Below are 13527 nucleotides of genomic sequence, written 5' to 3'. Positions count from 1 at the left end.
ATGCGCTTTGTCCCAGCGGGAGCATGTGAAAAACCGCAAATATAGCCACCTAACTCACTAAGCAATAAGCCCATAGAGTTGTGTCGATGCAATAAAATGGCAACTATTAAATCGTAAAAAGTACGAACTAAACGCTTATCCAGAACAGAATCTAACGATAACTGGACGTCAGCAAGATAAAGATCAAGTTTATGAAGAAGTAAATGAGAGAGTCTTGACTTACTCGATTTTATGTCATTATTTTGTAGAAATGCTTTATGCATAGAAACCTCCTGTTTGTTTGTGTTTGTCGTAATTCACAAAGTAAACAAGGAGGTTTCGTTTTTAAAAGTCTTCACGAAAAATTCGGGATGACTCATGTTTTGTTGGAAAACGAGTCATGGTATTTTTGTCCATTCATTAGTGATTTTTATACATTCTTTCAGGAAAATAATTCATGCAACTTTGTCATATCAAAACGATACAACAAAACACAAATAAACCTTAAAGATCATGTTAATTAAAAGAAGCGCTAACGCTCAGTGGATTGGCTCGGGCAAAGCAGGCAAAGGAACTCTTACTTCTCCTAGTGGTGTATTAAACGCAACTCAATACTCATTTAATACTCGTTTTGAAGACGGTATCGGCACCAATCCAGAGGAATTAGTAGGCGCAGCACACGCTGGATGTTTTTCAATGCAATTGGCATTCAACCTTCAGGGTGCAGGTTTTACCGCAGATATTATTGATACTACTTCTGAAGTAGTGTTAGAAAATGGTACAATTACGACCATCAACCTTACTACTAGCGTAAAAGCTGAGGGTTTGGATCAAGCTAAATTTGAGGAATTGGTAAATCATGCTAAAGAAAACTGTCCAATTTCTAAATTATTCAATGCAACTATTACGCTTCAGGCAACATTGCTATAGACTGAATATATTAATACGCTTTAAGCTGTAAGCCGTAGGCATTAGGCAAAAAAGCCTCAATTATTTCATGAGAAATACTAATTAACTTTTAGCCTACAGCATAAAGCCTAGAGCTTAAGGCGGGTAAAATTATTTTAATTTTGCCCGCAAACTTATCTAACCACTAAGTATTATTGTTGATTTTAATAGCCTATTTATTAGGCTATTATTTTTTGATACCTTATTCATAAGTTTTACATTTTTAGACGTAAAGTATTGCGTCTAAAAATGTAAAATTTATACAAAAATCACTGATTCACTCAATGTAGTACGGCTCTCACTATCCATTATAACTGATTCCCGATATAGGCTAAACATTGCATAGCAGACAAACCCCACTGTGCTACGGCATTGGTCGAAACTTCCCCTTCTTGGATAGGTCGCAAGACTAATGGCGGATTGATAGGCGTTAGTTTGCTTGATGGCTTTTTAAAACCACCTTCTCCTTTATAAAACTCATCCCATGCTCTTTGCGCCAATTTAGCATCTTTGAGATGATAGGCGGCAAATGCTGTCAATCGAGCATGACCTTGCGCTAGATTTAGTTTGAAGTTTTTTCCTAAATATGCTTTTTGTTCTTCATCTGTACCATTATATAATTCACAATACTTCAGCCATGCGGTCTTGAATTCTGGCATATCTATTAGGTCGACTAACTCAAAACAGATTTCTGTCAAACCAAAAACTGCACTCAAATGGGATACAGATATTTTGTCGACAGGCTGTGGCGCAAATTTTCCTGTAGCAATTTCCATAATGCCCTCCCCATGAAAAAATCCTTTGGGTTGTGTGGCTATGGTACGCATACTATTGAGCAATTTATTCTTCATTTGTTCATTGCCAGTACGTTCCCACTCAGTTAGCCATGCCGAAGCCAATGCCCCCCAGTCTGTACCAAACGACATAGATACGAGCTTTTTATCTGGGTCATTTTGGGGTGGTTTTTGACCAATTTTTCTACCTGGCACTACTTCTCTCAAGGTTTTGTCTCCATTGATTTGCTCTCGCATCAAATCGCCAATGCGCTCATCAGCAGTAAGATAATAGTAAAATCGGCGGTTGGCTGCTGTACTGATTCTCAATTGTTTGGCACTACATCCCCAATGTTGCACATTATGGCGCGAGCCCAAAGGACTAAATCTTCCGATATGATGAACATCCACTTCGCCCGTATGACGAGTCATGGCTTCTGCCATCGCAAATACGTCTTTATTTCCTGTTCTCAAAAAATAATACCACAACCAAAGGTCTGTCGACAGTTCGGAGTTGTCCCATGCAAAGCCACCCACGTCATAGCGCCAAACATGACGGTCATTGTCGTATGTGTGCATGACATCGCCATAATTCCAGAATCCATACCAACGACGTTCTTCTATTTGTCGCTGATAGTAGTTAAAGTAAAACGCTAATTGGTCTTCAAGTGCTTTGTGTTTTTCGGTGCTAGTAGTGGGTAAACTGATGGCATTGCCAAAAACACGAGCTTGAATAAACTGTTCTGGCAAAACCATGAGTCGAGGCGGATTTTCTATGTCTTCAGAAAGTTTACTCAAGGTTTCATGCGATGGAGTTTCGGTAAATGTTTGAATAAAAAATTCGCTAGTGCGGGCAGTACCATACGGGCGACCAAATTCGGGCTCATAATCTTCGTAGGTAATATCCAAGCCATCCCTTTGTTCTTCAAAAGTGAGTTGCCCCATGCCATCATGATAAAAACGCAAATCCATAGCAGAGGCTTTTGGCGCCCAAAACCAAAGCGTCATTTGGGCAAGGTCTGTCTGCGCCTGACGAATATCGATTTGTGCAGGATAGCTTTGCCAAAAATGCCTAAGTCCCAACGAAAGTCCACCCGTTGGAGTACCCAAATATGCCAAACCACTTGCTCGCTGACCACTTGCCGACTGAATCCAGCCATAGCCCGCTTTGGTTCTTTTCTGAATATCAAACCCATCACAGGAGCCTTGAAATAAGGTGTAATCGCCAAATGCAGGAATATATTTAAGTAAGTCTTGGATATTTTGCGGTAAAGCATTGACCGATTTTCCTTCAAATTGCGATTGAGTTACGTCTTTTCCTGGATTGCGTCTGAGCCCCGAAAGACCTTGGATAGCTTCGGCAAAAATGCCTCCATTTTGCCCTACAAAACGAATATGTCGATTATAAAGAGCTGTATCTTTTAATAAAGTATCAAAGCGAAAACCGATTCCTTTGATAAAATCGTGGTTTTCATCGGCATCATACACAAACGAATGAATGGCACGAATGGAGTCAGAATTTTCGTAAAAATAAAGACGTAATACAAAAGGTAATAGCTGTTTGCCTTGGGTACTCTGATGAATTCCCTCGACTTTTATCAAGGCTCGCACACTACCTTGATTTTCTATTTGTACTTTTTGAATGGTACTTTCAAAACCTTGTAATTGTGTATTTTCAGCCCAGTCACCATCAGCTTGGTTTTGTACTTGCAAGACGAGTTTTCCGTTTTGGGCAACTAATTTTTGTTGTGCATGAAAAAGCGATTTAATGATGGTATTCCCTTTTTTTGCAATTTCACAACGCATTTTTCCTGTGTCAACGACGATGATGTCCTGACTCTCATTGACTTGTAATTTGCCAGCTTGTGGTTTTTGTCCAATTTTAACACGCCAATTTTCGGCTAATTTTTCTTGTGCGCCAATAGCAAAAGCTGACCATTTAATACTACCATCTGGCCAAAATGCTAGCGGCCAAGTTTGGCTATTCTGAACAGTATCGTTTTGTAAAACAGCTAAAGGCGTTTCTTTTTTGACCAACCCTTTGGGCCAAGGAATACCCCATGTGGTGCCTTGTAATACGCTCGGAGCTTGTCCTGTTAACCAGTGTAAAATTGCTCCTTCTGTGGCTGGAATCAGATTTTTAGTTTGATGTTCCGTAGCCAAAATCTGATGAGAAGCCAATGTTGCAGCAGTGCTTGCTAATAAGGTATTTTTGACGAAATCTCTTCTTGAAACTTGAAATTGTTTTTTCATTATTTATTAGAGGTAAGTATTAGTGCTGAATTGTGAGCATCAGCTCTTTGGTTTTAAATACAAATTACTGAAAATAAAGCCTTTACATTTACAATTCGCAACTTACAATTAGAACTGTATGAAGGATTCTAAAACTGTCTATTTCGGATATCGGATGTCAGATTTCGGAAGTGTAAGCTTTTATGTTTTGTAAAAATAGAGGTATTTTACTTTATTTCCGAAATCAGAAATCCCAAATCCGCAATTATTGGAAATCCTTCATACAGCCCTAACTCACAATTCACTACTCAAAAAAAATAGCTATCAAAAAATTTCTGATAGCTATCCGTTTTCATACAAGATAGGATGAACGGGTTAGTTCAACTTACTATTGTCCTTGACCTAGTGAATAAGCGGCTTTACCATCAAACTCATATAGGTTTTCTGTTTTAATCACATCTATGCCTTGCGAAATGGCCTTCTCCAACAACGCTGGAATTTGTGCGCTAGAGCCAAGTCCCTTAAATCTACATCTCCAGTGGTCTGTACAAAATGTTTCGGGGAAGCCTTCAGGCCATACCTTGATTCCTCGGTTGGTAATCATACTTAGTTCCAAACCTGCATGATTTAGCTGACTTACTTGCGCTGCCAAATCATCTGCCTGATTACCAGACCAGTGTACAAACAAATCTACTCCAACGATTTCCTTTTTGGCAGGTGCTTTACGCACGTACTTCGGTAAGTACATTTGAGCTCCTTCAGCGTACTCAACGGCTTGAAGTTGCTTAGGTTTTTGACCAAGATTGGCGATAACCGCTTGAGCAAATTCCTTTGTACCAACCTTTTGAGTACTTGTTCCCTCCTGATAGATATCATAAGTATGAATACCGTCCTCGATGGTTTTGAGCCAAGCATTTTGTACCTTTTCCGCTACTTCCATCTGACCAATATGTTGTAGCATTAAGATAGCACCTTGCAATAACCCTGATGGATTGGCTACATTCTGACCAGCTCTTCGTGGTGCAGAGCCATGAATCGCTTCAAACATGGCACATTCCTCACCGATATTGGACGAACCAGCCAAGCCTACCGAGCCTGCTATTTGTGCGGCAATGTCTGATAGTACATCACCATAAAGATTTGGCACCACAATTACATCGAAAGCCTCAGGCGTATCAGCCATTTTTGCTGCTCCAATATCAATAATCCAGTGTTCATTTTCAATTTCTGGATACTCCAGAGCTATTTCGTCGAATACCTTATGGAACAATCCGTCGGTTTGTTTCATGATATTGTCCTTGGTGAAGCAAGTTACTTTTTTACGTCCGTTATGCTTGGCATATTCAAAAGCATAGCGAACGATTTTCTCACAACCCGGGCGACTGATGAGTTTAAGACACTGTACAACTTCGTCGGTTTGTTGGTGCTCAATACCTGCATAAAGATCTTCCTCATTTTCGCGGATAATCACAATATCCATCTTAGGGTGCTTGGTATCCACAAACGGATGCAGACTTAAACAAGGGCGAACATTTGCATACAAGCCCAAAAACTTACGAGTGGTTACATTAAGACTCTTATAGCCCCCTCCTTGTGGAGTAGTAATGGGTGCTTTTAAGAATATTTTGTTTCGGCGTATAATATCCCACGACTCTCTAGCGATACCCGAGGTATTACCAGATAAATACACCTTTTCACCAATGTCAATTGTCTCGATTTCAATTTTTGCTCCTGCGGCAAGAATGATTTCTAGAGTGGCATCCATAATTTCTGGTCCGATACCATCTCCTTTTGCAACTGTAATTTTTGTCATCTGTGTTTGTGTTATGCTTTGTTTACGACACAAATTTGAAGTAATATTTTTATAAGTTTTTATTTATGTTAAAAATAAAATACATAAGTATTATTTATGGATATAAAATTTCTAATCAGTGAATCTTTCTTGAACAATACTTAAAATATTTATTATCAATTACTTATATTAAATCAAAATATTGGAAATGTCATGAAAAATTAATATGTATAAATATTCTAAATGTCTAAAATATTATATATAAATAAAAACTTATGACTATTTAAGTTCAATTTTGTAGTCAAATATTAAAACACATACAAAATGATACTTTCAACTTCCGTACAATTAGCAAAGACATATTTAGAAAAAGGCGGTGTCATAGGACTCCCAACAGAAACCGTTTATGGTTTGGCAGGAAACATCTGGGATCAAGAAGCCATCAATAAAATATTTACTATCAAAGAGCGTCCTAAAAATCATCCATTGATTGCGCACGTAGCTCATTGGGAACAGGTGGAAAGTATTGCTAGTGATATTCCTGTGAAGGCTCAACTGTTAGCCGAAAGATTTTGGCCTGGTCCATTGACCATGATTTTATCAGCAAAACCAACTATTCCCTCAGAAGCAACTGCTGGCTTAGGCACAATTGCCGTTCGAATGCCAGAGCATCCTTTAGCATTAAAACTACTTTCGACAATTCCATTTCCATTGGTTGCTCCAAGTGCTAACCCATTTGGGAAGATTAGTCCTACCTCGGCCATGCATGTATTTTCTTATTTTAAAGGAAAAATACCCCTAACACTCGATGGTGGAAATTGCAAAGTGGGGCTCGAATCTACCATTATTGGGTTTAAAGATGATGCCGTAGTAATCTATCGTCAAGGAATTATCAGTAAGGATGATATTCTTGAGGTTCTTCCTAATACCGCAGTGTACTATGACATTGATAACCAGAGTAATTACCCAGGAAGTCACCGCTCCCATTATGCCCCCCGAACTCCTCTAATCATCACCGAATCTTTTGAAGAAGCGGTCAATAAATTTGTAGGTAAAAAGATAGGATTGCTCACTATGGGAACTAGCGGAGTGGATTTTTCAAGTAGTGCTGAAGTTCGCAACTTAAGCACCACCGAGGATCTAAGGGAGGCTGCTTCTAACCTGTATGCACAATTGCATGAACTGGATAATCTTAATTTAGACGTAATTATCGTTAAACTTTTCCCTGCGACTAATTTGGGTATAGCCCTTAACGATAAATTATTTAGAGCGTCAAGCCAATTTGACCAAAATGCTTGAAACAAACTAAATCAGTAGTTAAAATTTAATCCGCTTGATAATCAGACGGATAATTTTAAGTATTAATGCAAAATAAAATTGCATTAAGTAATCATGCAAAGTTTTGTGTTTTAGGCACAAGGCAACAGGCACTAGGCAAAGAGTGTTAAAATGTTTTTTAATAACCACAGCCATGCATTTTTCCAAAGCCCACCGCCGAAAGCCGTTACCTGAAAGCCCAAAGCTCAACAGTTGAATTTTATTTTGCCCACTCACTTAACTAATTATTATTTCATGAATTCCAACTTACTATTAGAGAACTTATCTAATCCAGCACTGCTATTTTTTGTTTTGGGAATTGTATCAGTGATGCTAAAAAGTGATTTGAAAATTCCCTCCAATTCTTCCAAGTTTATTTCATTGTATTTGTTATTTGCGATAGGTTTCAAAGGCGGTCAAGAACTTTCGCACGAAACCTTCAATAGTCAAATTATTTGGGTTATGCTAACAGGTATATTTATCTCGGTAGCAATACCATTTTACACATTTTTTATTCTTCGGAAAAAATTAAATATCTACGATGCAGGCGCTACGGCGGCGGCTTATGGTTCGGTAAGTGCTGTAACTTTTGTGACTGCGGTGTCGTATCTCGAAACGCATCATTTACAAATACATGGGTACATGGTTGCCACTATGGCACTGATGGAATCACCAGCCATTATCGTAGGATTGCTATTAATTTCGGTATTTGGAAAGGACATTCATCAAGGTATTCAGAAAAAAGAGGCATTTAAACACTCGTTAACCAATGGAAGTGTTCTGCTAATTTTGGGAAGTTTGATTATTGGTTATTTGGCTAATGCCAAACAAGCAGAAGGTATTAAACCATTTACTAATGATTTGTTTAAAGGCTTTCTGGCGATATTTTTATTAGATATGGGAATATCAAGTGGGAAAAAATTGACGTCCTTCTTTTCCTACGGTTGGTTTCCCATCATTTTTGCAGCGATTATTCCACTAGTCAATGGATGTTTGGTGGGATGGGTAACAGGATTTTTTTGCGAACATACTATTGACCGTTTCATCTTGGCGGTTTTGGCGGCGAGCGCTTCTTATATTGCCGTCCCTGCTGCCATGAAAATCTCAGTACCTCAAGCAAACCCTGGACTTTACTTGCCTATGACCTTGGCTATTACTTTTCCTATCAATATCACGATTGGATTACCTATTTACTTCGGAATAGTATCGATGTAATTTTGAATGGTGAATTAGTGCTTTACGAAGGATTTTCAATAATTGCAGATTTGGGATTTCTGATTTCGGAAATAAAGTAAAAGACCTTTATTTTTTACAAAATATAAAAGATTAAACTTCCGAAATCCAACACCCGATATCCGAAATATACAGTTTTAGAATCCTTCGTACAGTTCTGATTCACCATTCAAAACTAATACTTATTGCACCAATCAAATTTTTCCTGAATAATTCGATCTTTTTCTTGATGGATAAATTCTAAGAAAGCTTTTGCTACAGGCGAAAAGTTCTTGCCTTTCATCCAAATTAGGTGCCAAATACTTTGAATAGGAAATCCTTTGACAGGAATAATTTGAACATCACCCATCGATAATTCATTTTTAAGCCCAATCAAAGGCATAACCGAATATCCCAAACCTGCCAAAACCGCTTGTTTTACCGCTTCATTGGAAGTCAATTCCATTTTTTTATGAATAGGAAGCATATTGGCCTGCACAAATTTCTCCATCACATGTCTGGTTCCCGAACCTTGCTCGCGATAAATAAGGGGTAAAGTTCCCAAAACAGAGGTATCGTAAAGTTTCTTCTCAAAAGCTTGGCGTGTATTCCCAACTAAAAATAGTTTGTTGGGCATGAGTTCAACCTTTTCAATTTGTAGGTGGTCGGGCAATACCGATACCAAAGAAAAATCTACGTCGTTTTGTTCGAGACTTTCCACTACCTTCACTTTGTTGGTAACATCCAATTTTAGTTCAATTCCGTCATGTTGACTCATGAAGTCATTCAGAAAATATGGAATGACATACTTTCCTGTAGAAACAACAGATATTTTGAGTTGACCCACCAATTGCCCTTTAAAGGCAGCTGTTTTATGATTTATAGCATATACTTCTGATAGAATTCGTTCAGCAGCAATGGCAATTTCTTTTCCAAAATCTGTAATAAACAACTTACGACCAACCACTTCTGTAAGCGGAATAGCGAATTGGTCTTGTAAGTTTTTTAATTGTATAGAAACGGCGGGCTGACTCAAATGTAATTCCTCGGCGGCTTTTGTCACGCTTTTGGTTTTACTAATCATCAGGAAAACCTGCAATTGATGTAATGTATAATTCATAGAGATAGCTATAATGATTCAAGAAAATCCTAAACAAGTAAGGACATAAAATCAAATTTAGTAAAAGTAATAGTCAATATAAAATTGTGCCATTAATCAGAGATACGTCTCTACAGACACATCTGTTATTATAAAGATACTTCCAAAATATTATAGCCATAGGTTGTTTAAACGCATTTTGATAGCTTGTCATGGTAGGCAATGCTATTACTAGGATAACTTTGAGAGGGTTTTCAAAGATTAGTTAAAAAACACTTCATCAATAAATACCCATCCCGGTTGTCCTTTGCCATTATGCCAACTAGGAAGTTTGGTTACAGGTCGAGCGATAACTTTAATAAAAGAATAACTACCCGCTTTTAAAGTTATCTCGATTGGTTCAATACGCACAGGACTGTCTTTCAAAGGCTGAGTGGGATTGATTTTTTGTATTAATTGCAAACTGCTTTTACTATTTCCTGCCCATATTTCGATAGAAGTAGGAGGAAATATAAAACCTCCCAAATTTCGTCCAAGACTGAGCATTACCGACTGGATGGGCGTTGGTTTGTCAAAAGTAAAAAGCGCTTCAAAAGGTTTTTCACGGTAACCTAACCAAGCCTTATTTTTAAAGTCGTTGGGGTCACCCTTTTTCAAATTTATCAGGGTACTTCCTCCTTCACCCATGTATTGAGGATTGGGCTGATTAATTAATTCTACACTTTTAGGATGATGTTTTCCTTTGAAAAAGACGTACTCAACCACATCGCTGGCGTACCAATGCGCTTTGACAGCCTTTGCTTTGAGTATTGTATAAGTATTGAGTTCAAAGGGCTTTTGGTATACAGGAGAATTCAATGAGTCGAGTTGTTGCCCATTAACAGTATATCGGATCGTAACGCCTTTCAAAGGATGTTTGAATGAAATGAGCGTAGGTTTACTAAGCACAAAATCTTCATTCTCAAGGATTGGAGGCGTGAGCTTAAGCATTTCTGTATCGGTAGGAATATACCCTTTTTCGAAGTGAATAGCAGGAAACTGCTTTTGTATTTCATTCACCTCCAATTCGGTAAGCGAAGTATTCCAAACGTACACTTGCTTGAGAGCTGGTAACTTTGCCAATTGGATTAAGGAGTTTTTACTCTGCTTTGTACCTGATAAAGACAAAGATTTTAAGTTTATTAAGCTTTGAAGACTGGATAAATTTTCGCCAGTAATGTCGGTATTATTTAAAACGAGTTTTTCTAAATGTTCAAATTGTCCTATGGTTTTGAGATCATCGTTTGTAATGGGCATATTGGATACATTTAGCACCACTAATTGCTCTTTGATGTCGGCTAGCTCGCTTAATTGTTCCTTTTTGAAGGCTTGACGCACAAAGAAATCAGCTTGTAAGGCTGGAGAACCATTTGCCAATGGAAAAATCACTCTAAAAGGCGTATTGAGCTTCTGGAGCGTTTGTTCGTTTGCTGGCTCAAAATCGTAAGCAACTTCCGTCATGGACGACTGGTGTTTCTTATTTTTCTCCCAATACGCTTTTATAGGACTATTGACAGCCAATTGTTTAAGTGTCTTTTTGGTGTCTGTTCCATCATTAATCCAAGCGCTAAGTACCGCAATTTCTTCAGGCGTAAGCTGAGTTTTGCCCTTGGGTGGCATGTGCTTTTTGTCGTCAAGAGGCAAATTGGCACGTTCAATCAAATGGCTTTGAAGTGCGTTACCACTCATCCAAATAGGTCCGTTTTTGCCTCCTTTTTTTAAGCCAGCTAGAGTTGTCATCAGTAAGCCACCTTTAGTTTTTTGTTCATTATGACACTGGTAGCATTTTTCTTTTAAAATAGGCTGAATGACCGCTTCGAAAATGGGCGTATCTTCGGTAAACACAAGCTCAGTTTCTTCTTTATTGTTAGGAAATAAATAGTCCTCACCATGAGTCAAACTAGCTCCATAATGCCCTGTGACTAACAATACAACTAAACTTAGGCTCAAAACTGGCGTAAAAATACGTGTCTTGACTACAGGTTGATATATTATCCAAAGCCCATAGCATAAGAAACTTAGCACTATGCCTGAGTATTTGTGCCAAGTAAGCAGACTTGCGGTATAACCCTCTTCTTTTGACAGAAAGAAACCCATTAAGGCAGCCACACTAGCAGTAATAGCTGTGATAGCTAGCACAAATCTAAAGAGTTTAGGAAAATTTTCTCCTTCAAACTCTTGCTTACAAAACCAAAATAACCCTGTGATTAATAGTAGTCCAATAGGTAAATGTAAAACCATAGGGTGCATTCGACCTATGGTTTGAAATCCGATAGGAATATTTACTTTTTCTTGAAAAAGAAGCAAGAATAGCAATAAAATATGCAGTGCAAAAAGTAAATATGAAAGTATATGTTGAAAACGAGACATGTAAATGAGTCAATATTTAGAAAGAAAATGGGTTTTGGAATACTCAACAACCTTGTTGTGTTTTGGGCTTTCAGGTAACGGCTTTCGGCCGTGGGCTTTGGAAAAAAGCATGGCTGAGGTTATTAAAAACATGTTAACACTCTTTGCCTTGTGCCTATTGCCTGACTACTTAGATCTAATTCAGCACTCAAACTAAGCCATCAATCCTGGCAATACTTTACCTGCTAAATCGGTAAGTCGATAGCGACGACCCAAATGCTTGTAAGTAAGCTTTTCGTGATTGATACCCATCAAATGCATAATAGTCGCATGGAAGTCGTTGATATGCACAGGATCTTTGACAATATTATATCCAAAGTCATCCGTTTCACCATACACAGTGCCTGGTTTTACGCCACCACCAGCCATAAACGTGCAATAGGCTCTTGGATGGTGATCGCGACCATAGTTATCCTTTGAAGCTGTACCCTGAACATAATTGGTACGCCCAAATTCGCCACCCCAAATCACAAGTGTTTCGTCGAGTAAGCCCCTTTGTTTGAGGTCAGTAATCAAGGCAGCTGAGGCACGATCGGTATCTTGGGCTTGCATAGGCATTTCACCAACCAGATTACCGTGTTGATCCCAACCCTGATGGTAGAGCTGAACAAAACGAACGCCAGCTTCAGAAAGTTTACGAGCTAAAAGACAGTTAGCCGCAAAAGTTCCAGGAACAAGACATTCTGGACCATACATTTTGACAATATAGTCAGGTTCTTTACTGAGGTCAGTTAGCTCAGGAACAGCCGTTTGCATACGATACGCCATTTCGTATTGCTGTACTTTGGCTTTAATTTCTGGGTCACCAAAATCATCATAAGCCATATTATTGAGTTCGGCCAAATGATCTAACATTTTACGATGCGAAGCCCTATCTGAGTTAGCAGGGTTATTGAGATACAAGATAGGATCCTCGCCGCTACTAAATACCACACCTTGATGGGTTGAGTCTAAAAATCCATTTGACCAAAGTTTTGAATATACTCCTTGTCCGTTTCCTTTGCCTCTTGATAATAGAACCGAAAATGCTGGTAAGTTTTTATTTTCACTCCCAAGACCATAGCTTACCCATGCACCCATACTCGGACGATTGCCTTGTTGTGCGCCAGTTTGCATAAAGGTAAGAGCTGGGTCGTGATTAATAGCCTCAGTATTCATGGTTTTAATCATACAAATATCATCGGCAATATTGGCGATATTGGGAAACAACTCGCTCATCCAAATGCCTGATTGACCGTGCTGGGCAAATTTGAAGTAAGATCCCACCAAGGGAAATTTAGCCTGACTTGCCGTCATTCCCGTTAAACGTTGCCCCATACGAATAGAAGCAGGTAATTCTTGACCTGCCATTTTGTTGAGTAAGGGCTTGTACTCAAAACTTTCGTATTGTGAAGGAGCACCATTTTGAAATAGGTAAATCACACGTTTTGCTTTTGGGGCAAAATGTGCAATTCCTAGAGGTAAACTTTCGGCGTCATCAGCCGAACCTCTAAACAAATCTGGTACTAACAGCGAGCCTAGCGCAAGTCCACCAATACCCGCAGCCATTTTTCCCATGAAGTGTCTGCGGTTGATATTTAGACGATTTTCTATAAATTCATTCTTATTCATCTTCTATGATTGGGTGCTTTATTCTGTTGATTAAGTTAGTGGATAAAATTGAATTTTGAGCTTACGGCTTTCAGCAATGGGCTTTCGGCAAAACATATCTGTAATTACTAAAAAAC

At 38.6% G+C, this 13527-nt stretch carries 8 protein-coding genes and 1 pseudogene; 3 read left to right on the top strand and 6 right to left on the bottom strand.

Annotated elements, in window-relative coordinates; translation table 11 throughout:
* Positions 1-263, bottom strand: a pseudogene (locus BWI92_RS27030) (hypothetical protein); the annotation flags it as partial.
* A 229-nt stretch (positions 264-492) separates the two neighbouring features.
* Between BWI92_RS27030 and BWI92_RS16055 the strand changes: the two are divergent.
* Positions 493-909: an OsmC family protein gene (locus BWI92_RS16055; RefSeq protein WP_095164279.1), complete on the top strand. Its 417-nt coding sequence runs from the start codon at positions 493-495 to the stop codon at positions 907-909.
* Between the two features lie 326 nt (positions 910-1235).
* Here BWI92_RS16055 and BWI92_RS16050 read toward each other — a convergent pair whose 3' ends face one another.
* Together BWI92_RS16050 and BWI92_RS16045 are read right to left on the bottom strand one after the other, a co-directional pair.
* The gene (locus tag BWI92_RS16050; protein ID WP_095164276.1) at positions 1236-3953 is read right to left on the bottom strand and encodes a Tat pathway signal sequence domain protein; all 2718 of its coding nucleotides are present in this window, start codon (positions 3951-3953) and stop codon (positions 1236-1238) included.
* A gap of 367 nt (positions 3954-4320) precedes the next feature.
* A complete protein-coding gene (locus BWI92_RS16045) occupies positions 4321-5745 on the bottom strand; it encodes an NADP-dependent isocitrate dehydrogenase (RefSeq protein WP_095164274.1) in 1425 nt (474 codons plus the stop codon).
* 303 nt (positions 5746-6048) lie between these two features.
* On the opposite strand from BWI92_RS16045, the gene BWI92_RS16040 reads away from it, so the two are divergent.
* Together BWI92_RS16040 and BWI92_RS16035 are read left to right on the top strand one after the other, a co-directional pair.
* Entirely contained in the window at positions 6049-7023 is a 975-nt protein-coding gene (locus tag BWI92_RS16040; RefSeq protein ID WP_095164272.1) for an L-threonylcarbamoyladenylate synthase, read from the top strand.
* Positions 7024-7296: 273 nt separating this feature from the next.
* The gene (locus BWI92_RS16035) at positions 7297-8256 is read left to right on the top strand and encodes a sodium-dependent bicarbonate transport family permease (RefSeq protein ID WP_095164270.1); all 960 of its coding nucleotides are present in this window, start codon (positions 7297-7299) and stop codon (positions 8254-8256) included.
* A gap of 193 nt (positions 8257-8449) precedes the next feature.
* On the opposite strand, the gene BWI92_RS16030 is transcribed toward BWI92_RS16035, so the two are convergent.
* The 3 genes from BWI92_RS16030 to BWI92_RS16015 all read right to left on the bottom strand — a co-directional run bounded on the left by BWI92_RS16030 (position 8450) and on the right by BWI92_RS16015 (position 13411).
* The gene (locus BWI92_RS16030; protein ID WP_095164268.1) at positions 8450-9373 is read right to left on the bottom strand and encodes a LysR family transcriptional regulator; all 924 of its coding nucleotides are present in this window, start codon (positions 9371-9373) and stop codon (positions 8450-8452) included.
* Between the two features lie 240 nt (positions 9374-9613).
* Positions 9614-11761, bottom strand: coding sequence for a c-type cytochrome domain-containing protein (locus tag BWI92_RS16025; RefSeq protein ID WP_095164266.1), 2148 nt, complete (start codon positions 11759-11761; stop codon positions 9614-9616).
* A 192-nt stretch (positions 11762-11953) separates the two neighbouring features.
* Positions 11954-13411, bottom strand: coding sequence for a DUF1501 domain-containing protein (locus BWI92_RS16015; protein WP_095164262.1), 1458 nt, complete (start codon positions 13409-13411; stop codon positions 11954-11956).
* Positions 13412-13527: the final 116 nt, after the last annotated feature.

Origin of the sequence: Flectobacillus sp. BAB-3569 (assembly GCF_002270355.1) — a bacterium.
Taxonomy (GTDB): Bacteria; Bacteroidota; Bacteroidia; order Cytophagales; family Spirosomataceae; genus Flectobacillus; species Flectobacillus roseus.
The sequence above is the reverse complement of the archived record's forward strand: the minus strand, read 5'-3'. Positions and strand labels throughout refer to the sequence as shown.